Here is a 23,792-nt window from a genome sequence, read left to right as displayed (position 1 = left end):
TATCTGGGGAAAAAGTAGCAGAAAATATCTTTTTTTCTTCATTTAAAAAGTCAGTTTGTTTCCCTTTTTCCACTAACCAGACTTTGTCATATAGACTCATATCTTCTGTTATGAGCCATTTGCTATCTGGGGAAAAAGTAGCAGAAAATACCCTTTCCTTAAAAAAGTCAGTTTGTATTTCCTTTTCCAACGACCAGACTTTGGCATTTAGATTCACATCTTCTGTTACGAGCCATTTACTATCTGGGGAAAAAGTAGCAGAACGAATATTTTTCTCTTTATTTAAAAAGTCAGCTTGTTTTTCTTGTTCCAATGACCAGACTTTGGCATTTTGATTCATATCTTTCGCTATGAACCATTTACTATTTTGGGAAAAAGCAATAATTTTATCTGAGCCCAAACTAAAAATATCGTCAAACCTATTTTTCTCTCTCCACTGATGAGTATTACTTTGGTTAAAGATAGTCTTATTAGCTTGTTTAATGGTTTTAATGAGATTAGTATCTTTGGTTTTAGTAAGGGCTTTTTCTGTTAAACGTAAGCCTTGTATAGGGTTTATTTTTTCTGCTTCAGATGTCAAGTAAAGAGCATTGGCGTTATTAGTCGCTATTTTAGCTTTTTGTTCACTTTCCTTTGCAATAGCTTCTGCTAATCTGGCTTTCCGCTCATTTTGTTTTGCTTCCTCTTTTTGTTTTTCTATGGCTTTAAATACAGCTTCAATGCTCTTGTCCACAATTGTATGTTTAGCATTATCAGTCCCAGCCAAAATACGGGCTATATTATAGCTTTGTATGGCTTCTATGGTTTTACCTTCTTTAAAAAGCTTATCAGCTATTTGTATTTTTTGTTCAAAGCTAATTTCATTTGGCTTTTGGTCTGTCTTTTGTGCCAATGTTGCGATATTGAGCAATATGCTTATGAGTGTCAAGGCTATTCTCATTTCTTTAATAATTTTTGTAGTTCACTTTTCAGCTCTGTGGCTATGCTATCGGTTTCGGGTATTTTTTCCAATATTACATTGGCAGAGTCATAATAATATCGGGCAGTTTCAACATCTTTATTTCGCAAAATATTATCGCCATTGTCTTTTACAGTTTTGGCTTGTTGGTAATAAAGTTGGTATAACGTTTTTTGGGCATTTTCTTTTGCTTGTTCTACCTTTTCTTTTTCTGATTCAGTTGTTCGCCACAAGTTGTATATCCAAACTATTAAAAATAAAAATAGAACTCCTACACTAAGATATATTTTAGTAATTTTTTTTCTCGAATCTAACTCTTGTTGTAGCTTTTGATTTTTAAGCTCTTGTTCTTTTTGCTTCTGTTTATCAAGTTCTTGTTGCAATTTTTGAGCTTCAAGTTCTTGTCGAATCTGTATTGCTTGCCGCTTGCTTATTTCTTCTTGCAGTCGCTGATATTCTAATTCTTTATGCTTGTTTTGAATTTCAATAGCTAATTGTTTTTTCTCTAATTCCTGTATTTTTAATTGCTGTGCAATTTTTCTTTGCTCAGCAAATTCATAAATCGGTTCAATCAAAGTATCATGTCCAATTTCATAGATAAAGCGTCCAGCGGTGTCTCTTTCTTTGCGGAGTAGGGTGCTTTTTTCTAATTCATCTAATACCGTTTGGCTCAAATGATACTCTTGCTTGAGGTGGTCGCCTGCAAAAGGAATACGCTGGTTATTTTGGATAAACTTTTCTTCAATCGTTTGGCTGGCTATGGCTTTTTCTTCTTTGTTGAGTTTACTGAGGCTTGTTTGATAAAAGTTTTTAAAAATATTTGTTATGTCTCCTAATACATCCCCTGTAATGCTCAGTTTTTTTTCTTTCCACACTTTTTGTTCTTCAATAAAACGGCAGATAATTTGTAAGGTAGCCGTATCTATTTTACCATCATGTGTATTCTTTACCCTTTTAATAATAGTTTCTACTACTTCTTTTTCAAAAACAAATTCAGGCGTAGTAAATTTTTCATTAATAATTTGGGCTGGCTGTGTAATAGCTAAACGAGCGGCATTTTCTGAAATGGGGTTTAGTTCATAATAGTTTTGTTGAAGATTAGGAAGATAGTCTGTTAGCTGATTTAATAAGGATAATCTATCTGAACGTAAAGAAAAAACCAATTTGATATTTGGCTTTTTGTATAATAGACTAATGTCATTATCTAATGCTTGTAAACGTTCTGGGTTTGTCTCTTTTTCTTTGGCTTTCCATAATTCTTGGTAGGCATCCTCTAAAAAATCGTGTGGTAAATCTTGAAAGAGCATTTTGCCTAAGAGTTCAGCAAATGGAATGATTTCTTCTTTTTTATCATAGCTAAATAATTCTTCAAATTGGTCAAAAAATAAAATAATAGCTGCATCATTAGAGGCATATTGATGATTTTTTAGCCAATACCATAATTGAAACTCATCTGTTATATTGATTTTAGCATGATGCAGAAAAGACTGTTCTAGTACATTCTCCTTCAATTTTTCAAGGAGTTTTTCAATAGGACTTGGCTCTTTTTTCTCTTTGTTTTTAGCATATAGTCTAATATTAAAGTAAACACTCTTGTTTGTTTCAGCTTCTACTAATTTGGGGATTACTCCTGCATTAATTAAAGAACTTTTTCCGTAGCCACTTTTACCATATAGAATTATCAATTGTTTCAGTGTCAATAATTGATAAAATGCCTCAATGTCCTTTTCTCTCCCCATCAACAACTCTTTATGCTCGGTTGAAAATGGTGTTACCCCCGGATAACGATATACTTCGATAGCCTGTTCTTCATTCATATTAGGAGGCAATTTGCTTTTTGATAGATTTAATTACTTGTGCAAAGCCTTCGTCATAATTACCTTCACGTAGGTTTGCTCTATTTGTATTCTGGAAGAATTTAATAATTTTAGCAAGGTTATTTTTTAAGTCCAACAGCCTTTCTTCAATATCCGTTAAATCTCGTGAATCAAAACCTTTACTTCTTCTGTCATTAATACGTTTTCCAATGGCCTGTTTTTTTTCTTCAACTAAATCAAATGCCTCATCAATAAACTTTCCGTCAAATAAAGCATCATCTACATCACAGGGCAATACTTTTTTATTTGCCCAGATTGTGGTGAGTGATTCTATTGCCACCCATGCAGAAGTCATGAAAGTTTTTGAAATCAATGGCAAAACCAAATCACATTTAGCCATTTCTCTATCAATAAATTTTGGAATAGAAAAGCCAACAGGGTTATCTTGGTCTATTAATACTTTGATGCCATAAGCCTCTAAATCTGTTTTTACTCTTTCGGCAATGGCTGTATTTTGATGGTTATAAGAAATAAAAACTGTTGCGTTTATTTTTTCCTTTGTGGGTTCAGCTACTCTTAACATTCCTTTGTCTTTACATTGTTTATAAATACTATTTAAAAAATCTATGGGGTTTGCTTGTTCTGCATTTAAAGAAAATCGATTCCAAACCAGCGTTTCTAAGCCTTGTTCGACTATGTGAGAAAATGAAAAACGATTGCCCATTCTTAGCTTTCCGCTTTCATCAGAAACTAAAAGCCTAATGAGTAACTGAACATACCATTTTTCAAAACGAACCCCCAGAAAGATAATGACAGGATTCTCATTCAATAAGGAAAGTATTTCAACAGGTAAGGGCTTTTTACCAAAAATATTTTTGAAATAACTAAACCAATCTGTAAAAGTAAAATTGACATCATAGTTATTGTTTGCCATATCACCCAAAAGCTTGTAGATAAGTGGTTTTTTTGAAGTGGGCTTTTCATTAATCTGTGCTAAATTTTCATTTTTACGAGAGTAACTACTTACATCAAAAGAATCAGGATATACTTCATTGAAAGCATTTTGAAGATTATCATCAGGCAACAAAGAAATTATTAAAGGAATGGGTAATGCAGCAATTTGCTTATAATAGTCCATCCACTCTATTCTTTGTCTAAAATACACTCTAACAAAATTGTGAATATGGATTTCAGCCATTTCGGAATTATGACTCATCAATTCCTCCATTAAAAATGGATAATTGACAAACTCAATCTTTTGATTGCCTAATTTTTCTTTTTCCCGAGGAGGTAATTGCTCATAATATTGATCATAAGCTTCCTTGATAGAAGTATCAAAACTTTTTCCTTCAAAATGATAAAGCTCTGGACCTAAAACCAATATGCACTTTTCTTGCTGAATGGCTGTAATGATATATTCAAACATATTCAATTTATTAGTAGCTACTTATCTATTTGATTTAATTAAATCCAAGTTACTGAAATTAAAAAACAAAAACTTGAAGGAAGTCTTAATTTTATTAAACGGTAAAAGCAATGTCTGTCAAGGCTTTACAAAAAGGTTAAAGGTGGTTTTGATTTAGTGACATGCCAATTTAATCTTTATATACGAGGCTTTTATTTAGTGATATGCCAATTGCATCTTTATATACGAGTCTTTCATTTAGTGATATGCCAATTACATCTTTATATACGAGTCTTTCATTTAGTGATATGCTAATTCCATCTTTATATATGAGGCTTTGATTTAGTGATATGCTAATAATATTTTGTGGTATGCCTTCTTCATTTATATAATTGGATAATTACCAATTATTTGTGAAATAAAAATGCCATAATCGGTAGAAGTAATTTGCTCTTTTGTTAACTTTATGTAGTGATAAATTAATCTTTCCACCTTTAAATCATTCTACCAATGGCAACAACAACAGAGGCTACCTTCGGTGCAAAACTTGCTAACGCAATCACCATTTCAACACACTTAAAAGGTTTTACAGGTTATATTGCTCCAACATCCGAAATTACAATTGAGGCTTACGATGCTTTAATTGCTTCCACTAAAACCGAAAATACTAAGGTTATTACCCAGAGAGCCAGTTACTCTTCCGCAGTAGAAACAAGGCTTAAATTATTTGCCAACGAAACAAATTCTGTCGCCAAACTGATTAGTCCAATTTTGGCTACAGTTAGGGCTTCACTAGGGAAAAATGCCAAAGAGCTATCTGATATTTCTGCTATCGCCGAGAAAATTAGAGGAAAGAATAGTCCTAAAGCAAAAGAAGGAGAAAGTGTTAATACCATAAGCCAGTCAGAGCTTTCTTATGGAAGCAAAACCCAGAATTTTTCAGATATAATCAGTATTTTAGTCAGTTTAGGAACTGCTTATAATCCTGCTAATGAAAATGTAAAGCTGATTACTTTACAAGCCAAGCTTGATGCAATCAACACGGCTAATATCAATGTTGCCACTACGCTTGGTTCATTGAAAACAGTATCTGACCAGCGTAATACTTATTATGAAAAGTTGTCTGAAGTTACGCAACGCATCAAAGAATCTGTAAAAAGTCAATATGGGGTAGCGTCAGTTGAATATAAATTAGTGAAAGGTTTGAAGGTCTGATTACATATTACGGTTGACAATGAGGGTTGAACATCCTGTAAGTTTTAAAAGCCATCAATGTTATTGGTGGCTTTTTTATGAATATCGACATTGGCTTTTTATTGCCTAGCATAAATTACTCTAATCTAAACATTGCATTTAGGAGTTGCTGATTCCCCGTTTTTAAACTCATTTTATCATCAAAAATATTCATTTTCATTAACCATGCTTCAAACTCTGGGGCGGGGCGTAAGCCTAATAAATGTCTTACATAAAGTGCATCATGAAAAGAAGTACTTTGATAATGAAGCATTACATCGTCTGCACCAGGAACGCCCATGATGAAATTACAACCTGCCGTTGCCAACAAAGTAAGTAAAGTATCCATGTCGTCTTGGTCGGCTTCGGCATGATTGGTGTAACAAACGTCAACGCCCATTGGCAAGCCCAAGAGTTTTCCACAAAAATGGTCTTCTAAACCTGCTCTGATAATCTGTTTGCCATTATATAAGTACTCTGGCCCAATAAAACCCACAACGGTATTGACCAACAAAGGATTAAAATGCCTAGCCACAGCATAAGCACGAGTTTCACACGTTTGTTGGTCGAGTCCATGATGTGCATTGGCAGAAAGTGAACTTCCTTGTCCCGTTTCAAAATACATCAGATTATTTCCTACAGTTCCTCTTTTTAGCGAAAGTCCCGCTTCATAACCTTCTTGTAAAATATTCAGATTGACACCAAAAGAAGTATTGGTTGCCTCTGTTCCGCCAATTGATTGAAAAACTAAATCGACAGGTGCATTTTGTTCAATGGCTTTTATCGTGGTGGTAATATGGCTCAAAATGCAAGATTGCATCGGAATATCAAAACGTTGACGAACGGCATCCAACATTTCGAGTAAACGAATAACGGTTGGGACATTGTCAGTAGCAGGATTTATACCAATTACAGCATCGCCACTTCCATAGAAAAGCCCGTCAATCATACTTGCAGCGATTCCTTTAAAATCATCTGTTGGATGATTAGGTTGAAGGCGAGTAGAAAAGTGTCCTTTCAAGCCAATTGTGTTGCGAAATTGGGTTATTACTTCACATTTTGAGGCAACAGTTACCAAATCTTGAATACGCATTAATTTACTTACTGCCGCTACCATTTCGGGTGTTAACCCTTTTTGTAAAGCTTGAAGTACAAGCGTATCAGTACTTTCTTCCAATAAAAAATTCCTAAAATCACCTACGGTTAAATGACTGATTGGTGCAAATGCTTTTTCATCATGCGTATCAATAATCAAACGAGTAATTTCATCTTCTTCATAAGGAATGAGGTGTTCGGTAAGAAAAGTTTTTAAAGGAACATCTGCCAAAGCCATTTGTGCCGCTACTCTTTCCTCGGCAGTACTTGCTGCAACGCCAGCCAATTCATCGCCCGAACGCAAAGGACTAGCCTTTGCCATCAAGGTTTTTAGGTTATGAAAATGATAGTTTCTGTTTCGGATGTTGGCTTGATACATAATGAATTGTCATTTACTTGTACAAAGAAACAGTTTTTAACAATGCACTCAAGTATAATTTTGATTAATCATTCCCGTTATTCATTTTAGGAATGTTATCTTGCATTATTATTAAAGTAATCTACTTTGTATCTGATATTTATATCACCCCAAGATACAACAAACTTAAACAAACTTCCTCTCGGTGGGGTCTGAGAGTCCTCTATTAGCATGAAAAAAGTTACTACCCTTATCGCTGTGGTAGCGTTGAGTTTTATCTCAAGCTTTTCGGTGATGGCTCAAGAAGATTTGAGCAAAAAACTCCTTCCGATGGATCCTAAGGTAAAAACGGGAATCCTTCCAAATGGTCTCAAGTATTATATCATGAAAAACGCTGAACCCAAAAATAGGGCTCAATTGCGTTTGATGGTAAAAGCGGGTTCTATTTTGGAAAATGATGAACAACAAGGCTTGGCACACTTCATGGAACACATGAATTTTAATGGCACTAAAAACTTTCCTAAAAACGAATTAGTTAATTTCCTTCAAAAATCGGGTGTTCGTTTTGGGGCAGATTTGAATGCTTATACTGGTTTCGATGAAACGGTTTATATGTTGCCAGTTCCGACAGATTCTATCGAAGTATTCAAAAAAGGAATGCAAATTCTGGAAGATTGGGCACACAATGCTACGCTTGAAGCGTCGGAAATTGATAAAGAAAGAGGAGTAGTTTTGGAAGAATCTCGTACAGGAAAAGGAGCGCAAGCACGTATGCGAGATAAATTTTTTCCGATTATTCTTAAAAATTCGCAATACGCCAAACGCTTGCCGATTGGGAAAGATGACATCTTGAAGAATTTCAAATATGATGTATTGAAACAATTCCATCAAGATTTTTATCGACCAAATTTAGAAGCGGTTGCTGTTGTTGGTGATGTAGATGTAGCGATGGTGGAGAAAATGATTATCGAAAAATTTAGCGGTATTCAGAATCCTATCAACGAAAAGCCAAGAACAAAATACAGAATAGAACTTAGTGGTGGAACAGATGTAGCCATTATTACCGACCCAGAACAACCCAACACAATTGTGCAGATTATGCACAAACAAGAAAAACGCAAAGACGTTACTTATCAAGACCGTCGTGATGGAATGGTTCGTTCATTGTTCAATCAAATGCTTTCGGCTCGTATTCAGGAACTTACACAAAAAGCAGATCCTCCCTTTCAGTTTGGTTATGCGGGTTATGGCGGTTTTTTAGGTAATTTGGATGCTTTCAATTCTGTAGTTGTAGCCAAAGGTGGAAATGTTGAAAAGGGTTTGAAAGCGATTTTGGAAGAAGTTGCTCGTGCAAAGAAATTTGGTTTTACAGCTTCTGAATTACAAAGAGCTAAAACACAATACATGGTTGGACAAGAACAAGCTTTCAAAGAAAAAGACAAAACAGATTCAGAAGGATTGATTGAAGGTTTAGTGGGTGCTTTCTTGGAAGATGAAAACCTCACTTCAACAGAATTTAGTTATGAATTTACCAAGCAATATTTAGAAAGAGTAAAGCTTGAAGAAGTAAATGCTTTAGGAAATTTATTAATTACAGATGATAACCGTGCGGTGATTTTGATGGCTCCAGAAAAAGACAAAGCTACTTTGCCTACTGAAGCACAAATCAGAGAATGGTTGAATGGAACTGGAAAAGACGTAACAGCTTATGTTGACCAAACCGTTGATAAACCTTTGATTGCGAAATTACCAACAGGCTCTAAAGTAATTGCTACCAAACAAATTCCAGAAGTAGGACTTACAGAGTTTACTTTTGCCAACGGCGTAAAAGCTGTTTTGAAACCAACAGATTTTAAAAATGATGAAATCTTGATTGGTGGATATAGTTTTGGGGGAACTAATTTGTACGGAGATAAAGATGCCGACAATGCAAGAGTAGCCTCTACAGTTGCGTCGCTTGGTGGTTTGGGTGAATTTTCAACCGTGAATCTTCGTAAAATGATGACTGGAAAAGTAGCCAGAATCAGTCCATATATTACAGGAACGAGCGAGAATATTACAGGTTCAAGTAGTCCAAAAGATTTTGAAACGGCTTTACAAATGTTGTATAGTTACTTCACACAACCTCGTTTTGATGCTGATGTGGTAAAAGGCTTTTTAGCAAATCAGCGTGATAATTTGATTAGTCAGCAAAAAACTTTGACGCCTGAAAAAGTATATGGTGATTCACTTAATGCAATTTTAAGTAATCATGCACCAAGAAATGCCCCAATGACCAGTGAAAGAATGGATAAAATAGATGCCAATCGTGCTTTCCAGATTTATAAAGAACGCTTTGCAGATGCTTCTGATTTTACTTTCTTCTTTGTTGGAAATTTCAAAAACGAAGAAATTAAACCTTTACTTGAAAAATACTTAGGTGCTTTGCCATCAACAAAACGCAAAGAAACGTATAAAGATTTAGGAATTCGTTCACCAAAAGGAAAAATTGAAAAGACGGTTTACAAAGGCACAGAACCGAAAGCAAGAGTAACTTTGGTTTGGGCTGGTGATTTCGATGGTACAACGGAAAGTGAAACTCAAGTAGAAGCTTTATCGGAAGTATTAGAAATTAAATTGACTGAAACCCTCAGAGAAGAAGAATCGGGCGTTTATGGAGTTGGCGTTAGTGGCAGTACGGCTAAAATTCCAGCGAAACGTTACACTTTCCGCATTGCTTTTGGTTGTGCACCAGAAAATGTAGAGAAATTGGTAAACCGTACTTTGGCTGAAATTCAAAAAGTAAAAGAAAAAGGTGCTGAACAAACAGATATTGATAAATTCAAAGCAGAAACTAAACGTCAAACAGAAACACAATTGCGTGATAATGGTTTTTGGGTAAATTATTTACAATCTCAATATCAAGAAGGCGATGATGTAAAATACATTTTGAAAGAAGAAGAAGCCTTGAAAAAAGTAACGGTAGAAAGTACCAAAACGGCAGCTAAAAAGTACTTTGCTGACAATCAGATTAAAGTAATTTTATTGCCAGAGAAGAAGTAAGATTAAGATTTTTCATAGGAAATAAGGCTTGGGAACTTTATGTTTTCAAGCCTTATTATTTTATAGATGCAAACTTATTCAATGAATTTTGTGAGTAAAAAAGTATTTCATAAAAGGAATCAACCGATATTTACCACATTCCGCATAAATTTGTCTTTTAATCTTTAAATTAGAAGGATATATACCACACGCTGGCTTTCAAGCGAATGCCTTGAACCTACTTCCCAAATTATGGAACTCTTCATTATATTTATTTTAATATTAATCAATGGTATTTTCTCGATGTCCGAAATAGCATTGGTTTCCTCACGAAAAGCTCGCTTGGATGCTTCTGCCAAAAAAGGAGATAGCAATGCAAAAATTGCTTTAGAAATTGCCAATGACCCCAATAGATTCTTTTCTACCGTTCAAATCGGGATTACTTTAATTGGTATTTTAACGGGTATTTATAGTGGAGAAAAAGTAACCAATGATATTGAAGCTTTTGTGGCTCGTTTTGCTTTGCTTGTTCCTTATCAGCATAGTATAGCGGTTGCAATTGTCGTGTTATTAATTACGTACTTCTCTTTAGTTTTTGGTGAATTAGTACCGAAACGAATCGGATTAACCAATCCAGAATTTATCGCCAAAGCCGTTGCTCGTCCGATGAATATGATTTCTACCCTTACTGCTCCTTTTGTTTGGTTGCTTACTTTTTCTTCTGATTTACTGATTAAAATTCTGAATATCAAGCCTTCTACCGATAGTAAAGTAACCGAAGAAGAGATTAAGGCAATTGTTCAGGAAGGTGCAGACAGCGGTGAAGTACATGAAATTGAACAAGATATTGTAGGCAGAGTTTTTAGTTTGGGCGATAGAAAAGTTTCGTCTTTGATGACGCACCGTAATGATTTGGTTTTTATTAAAGCATCCTATTCTGTCGAGAAAATTGTTGAAGTAATTAGCGAAGAATTGCATTCGCTTTATCCTGTTTATGATAAAGACAAAGACCATATCATTGGCATTGCTAGACTGAAAGATTTGTTTTTACCACTTAGTCAGGCCGATTTTAATTTACAATCTTACTTACAAGCACCGCAGTTTATCATGGAAACTGCTTCGGCTTATCAGGCTTTGCAACGTTTTAAAGATAGTAGAGTTCACTACGGTATAGTGATTGACGAATATGGACAAACGCAAGGAATTGTTACGCTGAATGATTTACTGGAAGCTTTGGTAGGAAACGTTTCCGATTTCGACCATGAAGGTTATCGCCTCGACCAGCGTGCAGATGGTACTTGGTTGGTTGATGGACAATATCCTTTAGCTGATTTTCTTCAATATTTTGAGCTGAGCGAATACATCAGCGAATATCCTTTTAATACTTTGGCAGGCTTACTGTTGAATGAGCTTGGACAAATCCCAAGACAAGGCGATACCATCGTTTGGCAAAATCTTATTTTTGAAATTATTGATATGGATGGAGCTAAGTTGGATAAGGTTTTGGTAAAGACAAACCTTGAAAGTTGAACAAATTGCAAAAGAGTATAAAAGAGGAGTATTTATTCTTTATTCCAATGATTATCAATTCATTGACTTATGTTTGTTTTATTACCTTATCAGCTTATATTTGTATATGACTGCCGAAGAATACGCTAAAGAATTTCTACCTTTTGAAGTGACAGAAATTATTGGGACAGACCGACTGAAGGAATATCTCGAATTATCTATTTATGAAAAAGCAATCATTTTTAAATATTCAGATGATGGATATGAAAGCTTAAATGAAAAACTAAGAGAAAGTAAAGGTAAAGATATACCTGAATTAGGGATACTCCTGAATGAATGTTTAGACAAACTTCCTAACTATTATGGATATGTATATAGAGGATGTGAATTAACAAAATCGGAGCTTGAATTATATATTTTGAAGTATAATAATAAAGAAACGATTTCGGAATATTCTTTTTTATCAACAAGCAAAAGGAGAAGTATAGCCTATGAGTATTGTCGAGGTAAGTACAATGTAATGTTTGAAATTTTATGTAAACATGGGAAAGAGATTGAAAGTATAGCAAAACATTCAATAGAGAGAGAAGTACTTCTTAAGAATAATTCAACATTTGAGGTAATAAGAGTAGATGAACCGACTAAAGATTCAACATCATACTTTATTACCATTAAAGAAATATAAGTATGGAGACATTATTAAAATCTAAAATAAGCAAAGAACTTCATTCACAGTACGAAAGTAATGAAGGGAATACTCTATTTGCTCGAATCTTAAAAGATTGGAATGTTATTTATACCTCTGAAATTGAAAATTTAGAAAAGATAAAGCAATTAGAAAAATTTATTGGAAATACGCTGAAAGAACAAATTTTTGATAAGAAGAATCTTTCATCGCAAGATGAATTACTTATGATAGATTTTATCGGAAACTTAAATGAAAAGAAAGAAAACCTTTGGGAATTAGAGAATATGGTTTTTTCCAATGACCCTCAAATTATTACTGAACAGGATAAAGATTCCCCGGCTTGGCGGTTGCATAAAAAATTTCAATCAAGTCATGCTATTAAGGCTAAATAAAATGCCAAGTCAAAATACTTTTCCAACAGAATAAAACACTAATGAACTTCAGCCCATGCCAAAAACATGGGCTTTTTTGGTAACTTTACTCTTGTATTCCGTGTTAAATTTATATCACGATTTTCAACAATTATGCCCGACAACAAACATTCTGATATTACAGGTTACGAACAAATTGAGATTCTCGGTGCAAGAGAACATAACCTTAAAAATATTGATTTAATCATTCCTCGCAATAAACTTGTAGTCTTCACTGGAATTTCTGGTTCTGGAAAGTCTTCTTTGGCTTTTGATACCATTTATGCCGAAGGGCAGCGTCGTTATATGGAAAGCTTTTCAGCTTATGCTCGTAGCTTTTTGGGTAATATGGAACGCCCCGATGTGGATAAAATCAATGGACTTTCGCCCGTAATTTCTATTGAACAAAAAACTACTTCTAAAAACCCTCGCTCTACGGTTGGTACAGTTACGGAAATTTACGATTTCATGCGTTTATTGTTTGCTCGTGCAGCGGAGGCGTTTAGCTACGTAACGGGCGAAAGAATGATTAAGCAGTCTATCGACCAAATCATTGAAGTAATCTTGCAAGATTATCAAAATCAGAAATTGATTCTTTTGGCTCCAGTCGTAAAAGGTAGAAAAGGTCATTACCGTGAACTCTTCGTACAAATTGCCAAATTGGGTTATACCAAAGTAAGAGTCGATGGCGTAGTGATGGACATTCAGCCAAAAATGCAACTCGACCGTTTCAAAATTCACGATATTGAAATTGTTGTTGATAGAATTATCGTAAAAACAGAAGAACGTTTTCGTTTGTCGCAATCCGTTCAAACAGCCTTGAATCAAGGAAAAGGTTTGATGATGACTCGTGATGAAAAAGGAGAAGTACGAAATTTTTCAAAGTATTTGATGGACCCGATTTCGGGTATTTCTTACGACGAACCTTCACCGAATAATTTCTCTTTCAACTCACCTTATGGCTGGTGTCCTACTTGTCAGGGATTGGGAAAAGTAGAAGAAATTACAGAAGAATCTATTTTGCCCGATAAAAGCCTTAGTATCAGCAAAGGAGCAATTGCACCTTTGGGCGAGTACCGTGATATGTGGATTTTCAAGCAATTAGAAGTATTGCTAAAACCATACAAAGTAAATTTGACGACTCCCTTGGAGAAATTTCCAGAAGAAGCCATCAAAATCATGTTGTATGGCACAGACGAACCTGTGCCAGTTCCTTCAAAAAAATACGAAGGAACAGATTGGAATACCAAGTACGAAGGCATTATTGTTTTCTTGAAACGTCAGCAAGAAACAGGTTCAGAAAAAATTCAAGAGTGGTTGAAAGACTTTATGGTCGTGAATACTTGTCCAGATTGTAAAGGGCTACGTTTGAAAAAAGAATCGCTTCATTTTAAGATTGACAAAAAAAATATTGCCCAATTAGCAGAATTAGACATCGCTGAATTGGCGGAATGGTTTGTAGGTTTAGAAGACCGCATGAACGAACGCCAAAATGTGATTGCCAAAGAAATTTTGAAAGAAATCAGAAAAAGAATTGGTTTCCTAACAGGCATTGGATTGGAGTACTTAACGCTCAATCGTTCACTAAGAACTTTGTCGGGTGGCGAAGCACAGCGTATCCGTTTGGCAACGCAAATCGGTACGCAATTGACCAACGTTTTGTACATCATGGACGAGCCAAGTATTGGTTTGCATCAGCGAGACAACGTAAAATTGATTCAAGCCTTGAAAGATTTGCGAGATTTGGGCAATTCAATTTTAGTAGTTGAACATGATAAAGACATGATGTTGGCTTCTGATTATGTGGTGGATATTGGACCGGGAGCTGGTCGTCATGGAGGTTCGATTGTTGGACAAGGAACGCCTGAAGAATTTTTAAAGAATAATTCAACGACAGCAAAATTTCTGAGCGGAGAAATTGGGATAGAAGTGCCCAAACAACGCAGAAAAGGGAATGGTAATTTCTTGATTATCAAAGGAGCAACAGGCAATAATTTAAAAAATGTCACGCTGAAATTACCGCTCGGAAAAATGATTTCGGTAACGGGCGTAAGTGGTTCTGGGAAATCTTCTTTGATTCACGATACCATGTACCCGATTTTGAATCGTCATTTTTTCAATGCCAAACGTGAACCGATGCCGCATAAATCGGTAGAAGGTTTAGAGCATTTGGATAAAGTAATAGAAGTGGATCAGTCGCCTATTGGTAGAACGCCACGTTCAAATCCTGCTACTTATACAGGAATGTTTACAGACATTCGTACACTTTTTGCCGAATTGCCAGAGTCAAAAATTAGAGGCTACAAAGCTGGACGTTTTAGTTTTAACGTAAAAGGCGGACGTTGCGAGGATTGTGAAGGAGCGGGCATGAAGAAAATAGAAATGGAATTTTTGCCAGACGTACACGTAGCTTGCGAAACTTGCAAAGGAAAACGTTTCAATCGTGAGACTTTAGAAGTACGTTTCAAAGGAAAATCTATTGCAGACGTACTGGACATGACCGTAGAACAAGCCGTAGAATACTTTGAAAATCAGCCAAAAATTGCCAGAAAAGTACAAATGTTGAAAGAAGTAGGTTTGGGATATATTACGATTGGTCAGCAAGCGACGACACTTTCGGGTGGCGAGGCACAAAGAGTAAAATTAGCCGAAGAACTTTCAAAAAGAGATACAGGCAAAACCATGTATATTTTGGATGAACCAACTACGGGTTTACATTTTCAAGATATTAAAGCGTTATTGGAAGTACTCGACCGTTTGGCGGATAAAGGCAATACTGTGTTGATTATCGAACATAATTTAGATGTTATCAAAGTATCAGACCATATCATTGATGTTGGTCCAGAAGGTGGTCAAAAAGGCGGACAAATCATTGCCGAAGGCACACCGGAGCAAGTAGCGAAAGTAAAAGGCAGCCATACGGCGAGGTTTTTGAAAGAGGAGCTTAGTTGAGTGTGGAGTTTTGAGTTTTGAATTTGGAGTGTTCGCTATGGATTGTGTCCTCGCAGCCCATAGTTCTATAATTAGCAAAACAATTATTGTGGGCTGTGAAGACACAGCCCACGGCGAAAGCAAAAATATTATCTCTCTCCCCAAAAGCAATCAAATCATGAAAATAGACATCAAAGACTTTGAGTACAACGGTGAAAAGAAGTTTAAAATCAAAAACTCAGTCACTAAAGTTAAAGATTTTTATGAATCTGCGGAGGAGTATGAGTTGATGATGGCGGAGATAAAAGAGGTAATTGATAAACGCCAAAGTTTGATGTATGCTGATGACCGTTATGCGATGTTGATGATTTTTCAGGCTTCGGATGCGGCGGGGAAAGATGGAACTATCAAAGCTGTACTTTCTGGCATTAATCCTGCTGGAATTTCAGTACATAGTTTTAAAAGACCAACTCAGGAAGAATTAAACCATGATTTTATGTGGCGAAATATGGTGAAAATGCCAGAAAGAGGAAAAATGGTTTTTCATAATCGTTCGTACTACGAAGAGTTATTGGTGGTAAAAGTACATCCTGATATTTTATTAAAAAGTGAAAGACTTCCTTTAGAGCTTACCAAAGATTTGGATAAAGTATGGGAGCATCGCTATGAGGATATTCGTAATTATGAAAAATATTTGAATAGAAACGGAACTGTTGTGCTAAAATTCTTTCTGAATGTATCAAAAAAAGTACAAGCTGAACGCCTGATTGAACGTATTAAAGACCCAACTAAAAACTGGAAATTTGAAGAAGGCGATGTAAAAGAACGTGAATTTTGGAATGATTATCAAGAGGTTTATGAGGAGATGGTGAACCAAACTGCCGCCAAACATGCTCCTTGGTATGTTGTGCCAGCAGATGATAAAAAGAATATGCGATTGATTGTCAGCAGTATTATTTTACACCATATCAAGGCTTTAGAAATGGCGTATCCAGAAGCAGATGAGGCTCGCCAAGCTACTTTGCTTCAACTCATCAAGGTAATCGAGCAACAAAATGAATAAGCTAATGTGAAACTATTTTGGTAAATTGCAGGCTTAAAGACAAAAAGATTACCATGCGACTGAATTTCAAGGACTTAATTATATTTGAGAACGACGATTATATTGTTATCAACAAACCTCCATACATTGCTTCATTAGACGAACGTCAGGCTGATAATTCGCAGAGTATTTTGCGACTGGCAAAAGAGTACTCAGACGATGCCCAGTTGGCTCACCGTTTGGATAAAGAAACTTCGGGTGCTTTGGCAATTGCCAAAAATCCTGCGGCGTACCGTCATTTAGCCATGCAGTTTGAACACCGTCAGGTAGAAAAACGCTATCATGCTGTCGTGAATGGGGCCAATGATTTTGAGATGATTTCAGTCTATTTGCCCATCGCTCAGAAAAGAGATGGAACACAAGTAATGATTGACCGTCAGAAGGGAAAAGAGGCTGAAACAATCTTCAATACGATTAAAGTATATCGTAACCATACTTTGGTAGAATGTATGCCTGTAACGGGTAGAATGCACCAAATCAGGATTCATTTGGTATGTTTGAAAGCACCAATTGTTTGTGACCCAACGTATGGCGGAGAGTTTATTTACTTATCTGATTTAAAAAGAAAATTTAATCTGAAAAAAGATACAGACGAACTCCCTTTGATGAAAAGAGTAGCCTTGCACTCTCGTTCTTTGACCTTCAGATTATTGAATGATGAGATTATAAAGGTAGAAGCTCCTTATCCGAAAGATTTTGAGGTTTTGGTAAAGCAGTTAGAGAAGTTTTCGTAATTTTGCGACTATCCAATTCAAGGCTCTCGGCTCCGTAGTTCAATGGATAGAATGTAGGTTTCCGGTACCTAAGATGAAGGTTCGATTCCTTCCGGGGCCACAAATAATCAGAATAAACCCTTAGCATTTAAAATGTTAAGGGTTTCGTTTTTTGTTGAGGTACACTTTGTGAAAAAGTTTTAATATGGCAATATTGTTACTGTTATCGGCAAGATAAATCTAATAAAGTATGTTTTTTGCGGTATATTTGCCGATAACGGCATATAATAAGAGCAATTATGAATTATATTTCAGTAAGTGAATTTGCAAAAAAATGGAATATTCCAGAAAGGACTGTTCGAAATTACTGTGCTACAGGAAGAATTCAAGGAGCTTTCTTAACAGGTAAAACTTGGAATATTCTAAATGATGCTACTATCCCCGAAAAGGGGAATAGGAAGAAATTTAGTGATAATCCCTTACTCAATCATCTCAAAGAGCAAAAGGATATGAAGCTCAATGGGGGTATTTACCATCGTACACAGATTGACTTGACCTATAATTCAAATCGTATTGAAGGAAGTAGGCTGACACACGACCAAACTAGATATATTTTTGAAACCAATACTATTGGAGCATCTCAAGAAAGTATAAATGTTGATGACATCATAGAAACCACCAACCACTTTCGCTGTATTGATTTAATCATTGACAAAGCAAAAGTCAAACTAGCTGAATCTTTCATTAAAGAGTTACATTTTCTTTTAAAATCAGGGACTTCTGATAGTAGAAAAGATTGGTTTAACGTTGGGGAATACAAAAAATTACCAAACGAAGTTGGGGGTAATGAAACTTGTCCACCTAAAGAGGTTGCTACAAAAATGAAAGAACTACTTGCTGCTTATCACAACATCGAAAAGAAAACTTTAAAAGATATTATTGACTTTCATTATCAGTTTGAAGTTATTCATCCCTTTCAAGATGGCAATGGACGTGTTGGTCGATTGATTATGTTTAAAGAATGTCTTGCCAATAATATTGTACCGTTTATTATAGATGAAGACCTAAAGTTTTTCTATTACAGAGGTTTGCAAGAATGGAATCATATAAAAGAATATTTGTTAGATACTTGTTTTACCGCTCAGGATAATTACAAAGCTATTCTTCAGTATTTTGAAATAGCATTCGAGTAGATTATTGCTTAAAATCATGAATATTGTAAATGTTATCACAAAATTCATATTCAGCAGGTTGATTAGAGCAAATGAATAACAAGCGTTGTTTGGCGTATTCTTGTACATTTTTTAAGTACCAGCTGCAAGCGTTGTTATCAAGATTAGAAGTTGGTTCGTCAAGCATCAGAATCTCGCAATCAGACAAGAAAGAGAGTCCTAATTTTACTCTTTGCTTCATTCCAGACGAGAAATACTTTATCTCTTTGTTTTTAGCCTGCGGTAATTCTATAAAGTCAATGAATTGACTGATAGTAAGTCCGTCTCTTAATGGTTTAAACTTGATATGAAAGGCTAGAAGCTCGCTTAAAGTGAAGTCTTCGATAAGTTCTAAGTAAGGAGCAGTGATGCTAATGTGTTGATAGAAACTATCGACTTCAAGGGTTTTATCGTCATCTTGAAAACTAATCGTTCCTTCGCTATGAGGCATAAAGCCCGAAAGTACTTGAAGTAAGGTAGATTTTCCACTACCATTCGCACCCGTAAAAGTATAGGAATTTCCAGCATGAAAGGTCAGATTTACATTTCTGAAAATCCATTCATTTCTGAATTTTTTACCAAGATTTTGAGTGATGATGTGCAATTTACCTGTGCTGATTAAATTTTAAAGGTTGATACTGAATATTTAAAATATTCAGTATCAACCTTTTGAAGAATATTAAGAAAGTCCTTTCATGATACCTCTTTCAGAATTACGGATGAAGTTGACAATTTCATCACGTTCAGAAGAAGCAGGAAGATTGATTTCAATTTGCGTTAAAGCATCAGAAGTATTTAAGTTTTTTAAATAAATATACCTGTATGCTTCTTGAATTTGCGAGATTTGTTCTTCAGAAAAACCACTTCTTCTTAACCCAACCGAGTTAACACCTACATAACCAAGCGGCTCACGAGCAGATTTTGTATAAGGAGGAATATCTTTTCTAACTAAAGCTCCACCCGAAATCATTACATGTTTTCCAATTTTTACAAACTGATGAACAGCAGCAGTACCGCCAAAACGAGCGAAATCTCCCACTTCTACGTGTCCAGCCATTTGTACGTTGTTGGCAATTATTACATTGTCGCCGATGATACAATCATGAGCAATATGGCAATAAGCCATAATTAAGCAATTTTTACCAATTTGGGTTTTATACTTATCAACAGTACCTCTGTTGAGGGTTACACATTCACGAATTGTAGTGTTATCACCTATGATGGCAAGGGTTTCTTCGCCTTGAAATTTTAAATCTTGTGGAATAGCAGATATTACGGCACCCGGAAAAATACGACAATTTTTACCAATTCTTGCACCAGGGAAAATCGTTACGTTTGAGCCAATCCAGCTACCTTCACCAATTTCCACATTTTGATGAATCACTGTAAAAGGTTCAACGACCACATTCTGAGCAAGTTTGGCGTCGGGATGTATGTAGGCTAAGGGTTGTGTCATATTTTTGTTATTGATAACAACGAAAAAATGTTGATGTATCTCAACATTTTTTCGTGATAATTAACTCTTTCTTACTAAGCTTGCTGTCATGTCAGCTTCACAAACTACTTGTCCGCCCACATAAGCTACACCGTGCATTTTGGCAATACCTCTTCTGATAGGGGCAAGTAAATCACATTTAAAAATGACAGTATCACCCGGAACAACGCTTTTTCTAAAGCGACAGTTTTCGATACCAACCAAATATGGCCAGTAATTTTCAGGGTCTGGAACAGAGCTAAGTACAAGAATACCACCAGTTTGTGCCATTGCTTCTACTCGCATAACGCCCGGCATCACAGGATTGTTAGGAAAGTGCCCCATGAAATAATTTTCATTCATGGTTACGTTCTTGATACCAACTACACTCTGGTCATCTAAATAAATGATTTTATCAACCATTTGGAATGGATAACGATGAGGAAGTAATTGATAGATTCTCTCGAAAGTAAAGATTGGAGGTTGTTTTGGGTCATACTGAGGTACTTTGTTTTTCTCAGTTTCCAACATCAACTTTTTGATTTTCTTGGCTAGTTCAACATTGGCAGCATGACCTGGGCGTGCTGCTAAAATTTGTGCTTTGATAGGACGACCGACTAAAGCTAAATCACCCACCATATCCAATAATTTATGGCGAGCCATTTCATTATTGTAATACAATTCTAAATTATTTAGAATCCCTTTTTCTTTAGAAACGCTTACTTGAGGTTTACCCAAAACCATTGCTAAATGGTTAAGTTCTTCTTCAGAATAATCACGGTCAGCAATGACGATAGCATTTGATAAATCACCACCTTTGATTAAATCTGCTTTGTACAAAGCTTCTAATTCATGTACAAAACAGAAAGTACGGCATTTAGCAAAGCTTTCATTAAACTGGCTGATGGCAGTTAAATTAGCATGTTGACTTGTTAAGAATTTAGAATTATAGTCAACCATAGCTGTTAAGCGGTAGTCATTTAGTGGCAAAGCCGCTAATTCAACACCTCTTTCAGCATCTTTATATCTTATTTCAGATGGGATTTCAAAAAACTTACGATGTGCTTCTTGTTCTTCTAAACCTGCATCCAAAATAGCTTCTACAAATTTGATAGAACTTCCGTCCATAATTGGAGGTTCTGGCCCATCCAATTGTATCAAAACATTATCAATCTGACAGCCTACCATCGCCGCTAATACGTGTTCTACGGTATTAATTCTAGCTCCGTTGTGTTCGATGGTTGTTCCTCTTGAAACATCAACAACGTGATCTACATCCGCATCAGCGATAGGCTGATTCGGTAAATCAATTCTTTGAAATTTGTATCCATGATTGGTAGGAGCTGGCAAAAATGTCATATTGGCTACAACACCTGTGTGTAAACCAACACCCGACATCGTAACCGATTTCTTGATGGTATGCTGTTTGTTATTCATTGCTTTTTAACTTATTTTCTAATTCTCTCAATCGTTTTTCTGTAGCAGGAAGTTTACGAATAAGAGCCTGTGTTTTCAAGTAGTCTATATTTTCTGTGGCTGGAGTTCCGCTTAAAATCATTCCTTCCTTATTAGGTGCTTTAGAAATGCCCGTCTGCCCAAGTGCAATCGTTTTATTGGGTAAAGTGATATGTCCATTAATACCAACTTGTCCGCCAATCATACAATTTTCACCTACTTTTGTCGAACCTGCAATACCTGTTTGTGCCGCAATTACTGTATTTTTACCGATTTCTACGTTATGTGCAATTTGAACCAAATTATCAATTTTTACACCTTCTCTGATAATAGTCGAGCCGATTGTGGCACGGTCAATCGTAGCATTTGCACCAACACTTACATAATCTTCTAATACTACATTTCCTAACTGCGGAATTGTTTGATAAGTACCATCAGCTTGCGGAGCAAAACCAAAACCATCTGCACCAATTACAGCATTGGCATGAATGGTACAATGATTGCCGATACGAGTATTTGGATAAATTTTCACACCCGAATAAAGCGTGCAATTATCACCAATAATACTTGCTTCCAAAACCGTTACGTGAGGATAAATTTTTACGTTTTTACCAATTTTACAATTATCAGCAATATAGCTAAAAGCACCAATATATTCGCCTTCGCCAACTGTAGCCGAACTACTGATGAAAGAGGGCTGTTCAATTCCTTTTTTCTGATTTGCGATGAATTTTTGGTATTCTTGAAGAAGTGTAGTAAAGGCAGAATAGGCATTTTCAACTAAGATTAAAGTAGGAGAATATTCCTTTTTTGGCTCAAATGTTTTATCAACAATTACAGCAGTTGCCTGAGTAGTATATAAAAAATGCTCGTATTTAAGATTCGCTAAGAAGGAAATACTGCCTTCAGTTCCATCTTCTATTTTGGCTAATTGGCTAACTTTAAGGCTTTTATTGCCTTTTACTTCTCCATTTAGCATCAGAGCAATTTGTTCAACGGTAAATTCCATTCTTGGGGTGGTGGTCGTTGGGGTTTGTTTTTGGACGGCTTCGCCTAACATATTTTACCGCAAATATACATTCTTTGCCCAACATATATAATATTTTTTGACGATGTTACTTAATGCCTTTATTGTTGGTAAATCAGAAGCTTCGGCAATATCTAATACTCTTTTGTCTTTTGTCAGGATATTAATGTTCTGTTTGCCAGATACATAAGCAGCATTAGAAGTATTTCCTTGGATGATTAAGTAAGGCAAATCACTTTCTTGAACACTTGGATTACTGAGTAAATCAATTTGAATTTTTTCAAGAAAAGATGCTTCGATAGGAGCGTCCGAAATATGAATTTTGAATAAATCCCTATCCAACAACATTTTACTAATGTTTGAAAGTAATTTATCTGGATGTTTTGCCCAAATTTTCACACAAGCCCAAATGTCATAATCGTCCATTTCAGCGAAGGCTTCTAGGTAAGATATATCGGCAGTAAAATCTTCTAAACTTACTTCATTTTTCAAGAAAACCATGAAAGCTGGCGTTGCAAAAACATCTTCGCCTGCTCTGATTAATTCTCTGGCTCTGGTGATAATTTGTATCAGCATCGTTTCGGCACAAATAGATGTTTTGTGCAAATACACTTGCCAATACATCAGTCGGCGAGCAGTCAGGAAGTTTTCGATTGAATAAATTCCTTTTTGTTCTACGACTAATTGATTATCGACAATATCCAACATTTTCAGAATTCTGTCGGCACCAATAAATCCTTCACGGACACCCGTAAAAAAACTATCTCGGTTCAAATAGTCCATTCTATCAACATCTAATTGACTCGAAATTAATTGTGTAAAAAACTTTCGTTCATAATTTCCTGTGAACATTTGTATTGCCAAAGTAAGTGCCCCATCCAATTGTCGATTCAATTCTTCCATCAATAAAAATGAAATGTGCTCATGTGGTACTTTATCCAAAATGACAGATTCTAATACATGAGAAAAAGGACCATGACCGACATCGTGCAATAAAATAGCAATTTGTGCTGCTTCTAATTCAGCATCTGAAATTTCATGTCCTTTACTGCGAAGTGTCATTAATGCTTCGTTCATCAAATACATTGCCCCTAAAGCATGGTGAAAACGAGTATGCAAAGCGCCAGGATACACATACTCTGCCATGCCCAATTGTTTGATTCTCCGCAAACGCTGATAGTAAGGGTGTTCAATCAAATCAAAAATTAGCTCGGTTGGTATATTGATAAACCCATAAACAGGGTCATTAACGATTTTGCGTTTGTTCATGTGTTTCAGTTGTGAATGAGTGAGTTTTGAATTAGTGAATACTTTCAGTAATAAAGTCCTTTCACGAAAATCTTGTTTCTTGCCTCTTTAGTCTTCCAGTCCTCTAATCCTAAAGT

General features: G+C 35.6%; 18 protein-coding genes and 1 tRNA gene. 10 read left to right on the top strand and 9 right to left on the bottom strand.

Annotated features, from left to right (window positions below; all coding sequences use genetic code 11):
• From HNP25_RS03965 to HNP25_RS03955, 3 genes are all read right to left on the bottom strand, one after another.
• Positions 1 to 940: WD40 repeat domain-containing protein (locus HNP25_RS03965; RefSeq protein ID WP_184130644.1), on the bottom strand; the 940-nt coding region annotated here is incomplete at its 3' end.
• Positions 937 to 2,775, bottom strand: coding sequence for an nSTAND1 domain-containing NTPase (locus tag HNP25_RS03960; protein ID WP_184130641.1), 1,839 nt, complete (start codon positions 2,773 to 2,775; stop codon positions 937 to 939). The genes HNP25_RS03965 and HNP25_RS03960, both read right to left, overlap by 4 nt.
• 1 nt (position 2,776) lies before the next feature.
• The gene (locus tag HNP25_RS03955; RefSeq protein WP_184130638.1) at positions 2,777 to 4,201 is read right to left on the bottom strand and encodes a toll/interleukin-1 receptor domain-containing protein; all 1,425 of its coding nucleotides are present in this window, start codon (positions 4,199 to 4,201) and stop codon (positions 2,777 to 2,779) included.
• A gap of 489 nt (positions 4,202 to 4,690) precedes the next feature.
• On the opposite strand from HNP25_RS03955, the gene HNP25_RS03950 reads away from it, so the two are divergent.
• A complete protein-coding gene (locus HNP25_RS03950) occupies positions 4,691 to 5,395 on the top strand; it encodes a hypothetical protein (protein ID WP_184130635.1) in 705 nt (234 codons plus the stop codon).
• A 115-nt stretch (positions 5,396 to 5,510) separates the two neighbouring features.
• On the opposite strand, the gene HNP25_RS03945 is transcribed toward HNP25_RS03950, so the two are convergent.
• Complete coding sequence (locus tag HNP25_RS03945) at positions 5,511 to 6,887, bottom strand: ethanolamine ammonia-lyase subunit EutB (protein ID WP_184130632.1); 1,377 nt, start codon at positions 6,885 to 6,887, stop codon at positions 5,511 to 5,513.
• A gap of 210 nt (positions 6,888 to 7,097) precedes the next feature.
• Between HNP25_RS03945 and HNP25_RS03940 the strand changes: the two genes are divergently transcribed.
• From HNP25_RS03940 to HNP25_RS03900, 9 genes are all read left to right on the top strand, one after another.
• Positions 7,098 to 9,908, top strand: a complete 2,811-nt coding sequence (locus tag HNP25_RS03940; RefSeq protein WP_184130629.1) for a M16 family metallopeptidase — start codon at positions 7,098 to 7,100, stop codon at positions 9,906 to 9,908.
• 231 nt (positions 9,909 to 10,139) lie between these two features.
• Complete coding sequence (locus HNP25_RS03935; protein ID WP_184130626.1) at positions 10,140 to 11,417, top strand: hemolysin family protein; 1,278 nt, start codon at positions 10,140 to 10,142, stop codon at positions 11,415 to 11,417.
• Positions 11,407 to 12,081, top strand: a complete 675-nt coding sequence (locus HNP25_RS03930; protein ID WP_184130624.1) for an ADP-ribosyltransferase — start codon at positions 11,407 to 11,409, stop codon at positions 12,079 to 12,081. Before HNP25_RS03935 ends, HNP25_RS03930 begins: the two co-directional genes overlap by 11 nt.
• Before the next feature lie 2 nt (positions 12,082 to 12,083).
• Positions 12,084 to 12,476, top strand: coding sequence for a hypothetical protein (locus HNP25_RS03925; protein ID WP_184130621.1), 393 nt, complete (start codon positions 12,084 to 12,086; stop codon positions 12,474 to 12,476).
• A 132-nt stretch (positions 12,477 to 12,608) separates the two neighbouring features.
• Entirely contained in the window at positions 12,609 to 15,446 is a 2,838-nt protein-coding gene (gene uvrA, locus HNP25_RS03920; protein ID WP_184130618.1) for an excinuclease ABC subunit UvrA, read from the top strand.
• Positions 15,447 to 15,603: 157 nt separating this feature from the next.
• Positions 15,604 to 16,488, top strand: a complete 885-nt coding sequence (locus tag HNP25_RS03915) for a PPK2 family polyphosphate kinase (protein WP_184130615.1) — start codon at positions 15,604 to 15,606, stop codon at positions 16,486 to 16,488.
• A 53-nt stretch (positions 16,489 to 16,541) separates the two neighbouring features.
• Positions 16,542 to 17,261: an RluA family pseudouridine synthase gene (locus HNP25_RS03910; protein WP_184130612.1), complete on the top strand. Its 720-nt coding sequence runs from the start codon at positions 16,542 to 16,544 to the stop codon at positions 17,259 to 17,261.
• Positions 17,262 to 17,289: 28 nt separating this feature from the next.
• Positions 17,290 to 17,361, top strand: a tRNA-Arg gene (locus tag HNP25_RS03905).
• A 178-nt stretch (positions 17,362 to 17,539) separates the two neighbouring features.
• The gene (locus HNP25_RS03900) at positions 17,540 to 18,433 is read left to right on the top strand and encodes a Fic family protein (RefSeq protein ID WP_184130609.1); all 894 of its coding nucleotides are present in this window, start codon (positions 17,540 to 17,542) and stop codon (positions 18,431 to 18,433) included.
• 1 nt (position 18,434) lies between these two features.
• Here the strand turns inward: HNP25_RS03900 and HNP25_RS03895 are convergent, their stop codons facing one another.
• The 5 genes from HNP25_RS03895 to HNP25_RS03875 form a co-directional block, all read right to left on the bottom strand.
• Positions 18,435 to 19,055 carry an ABC transporter ATP-binding protein gene (locus HNP25_RS03895; protein WP_184130606.1) on the bottom strand — a complete coding sequence of 207 codons (621 nt, stop codon included), beginning with the start codon at positions 19,053 to 19,055 and terminating at the stop codon, positions 18,435 to 18,437.
• A gap of 75 nt (positions 19,056 to 19,130) precedes the next feature.
• A complete protein-coding gene (gene lpxA / locus HNP25_RS03890; RefSeq protein ID WP_184130603.1) occupies positions 19,131 to 19,907 on the bottom strand; it encodes an acyl-ACP--UDP-N-acetylglucosamine O-acyltransferase in 777 nt (258 codons plus the stop codon).
• A 60-nt stretch (positions 19,908 to 19,967) separates the two neighbouring features.
• Positions 19,968 to 21,362 (bottom strand): bifunctional UDP-3-O-[3-hydroxymyristoyl] N-acetylglucosamine deacetylase/3-hydroxyacyl-ACP dehydratase, encoded by a 1,395-nt coding sequence (locus HNP25_RS03885; RefSeq protein ID WP_184130600.1) that lies wholly within the window; start codon positions 21,360 to 21,362, stop codon positions 19,968 to 19,970.
• Positions 21,355 to 22,389 carry a UDP-3-O-(3-hydroxymyristoyl)glucosamine N-acyltransferase gene (gene lpxD, locus HNP25_RS03880; RefSeq protein WP_184131032.1) on the bottom strand — a complete coding sequence of 345 codons (1,035 nt, stop codon included), beginning with the start codon at positions 22,387 to 22,389 and terminating at the stop codon, positions 21,355 to 21,357. The genes HNP25_RS03885 and lpxD overlap by 8 nt, the downstream gene beginning before the upstream one ends.
• Positions 22,390 to 22,443: 54 nt before the next feature.
• Positions 22,444 to 23,676 carry an HD domain-containing protein gene (locus tag HNP25_RS03875; protein ID WP_184130597.1) on the bottom strand — a complete coding sequence of 411 codons (1,233 nt, stop codon included), beginning with the start codon at positions 23,674 to 23,676 and terminating at the stop codon, positions 22,444 to 22,446.
• Between the last annotated feature and the right edge of the window lie 116 nt (positions 23,677 to 23,792).

The organism is Arcicella rosea (assembly GCF_014204325.1).
Taxonomy (GTDB): Bacteria; Bacteroidota; Bacteroidia; order Cytophagales; family Spirosomataceae; genus Arcicella; species Arcicella rosea_A.
Note: the sequence above shows the minus strand (reverse complement) of the source record. Positions and strands in the feature narration are given on the sequence as shown.